The organism is Leifsonia sp. SIMBA_070, from assembly GCF_046534635.1.
Lineage (GTDB): Bacteria > Actinomycetota > Actinomycetes > Actinomycetales > Microbacteriaceae > Leifsonia.
The window spans coordinates 1-263 of record NZ_JAWRYK010000426.1; the positions used below are offsets into that span (position 1 = coordinate 1).

Genomic DNA, 263 nt, shown 5'->3' on the forward strand with positions numbered 1-263 from the left:
CACCTTTAGCAAAATTCAGGCATTTGTTCCAATTATCAATAACATTCTCGGCGCCTGTATTAACTTCATTTTCATAATAACTAATACGAGGATCATTAAATCCATTAACAATCTCGAATATACCATCAGGAGAGCAGTCGTTAACTACTATTAACTCAAAATCTGTAAATGTTTGCGACAATATGCTATTTATACATTCACTAAGATAGCGTCCTTTAAACGCAGGAATTCCAATTGAATATTTCATTTTACATTTATTTTAT

1 protein-coding gene is annotated in these 263 nt (G+C 30.8%); it reads right to left on the minus strand.

Annotated features, from left to right (window positions below; genetic code table 11):
- Positions 1-247, minus strand: a 247-nt coding sequence (locus tag SB754_RS20950) for a glycosyltransferase family 2 protein (protein ID WP_410784275.1), incomplete at its 3' end; no start/stop codon positions are given.
- Positions 248-263: the final 16 nt, after the last annotated feature.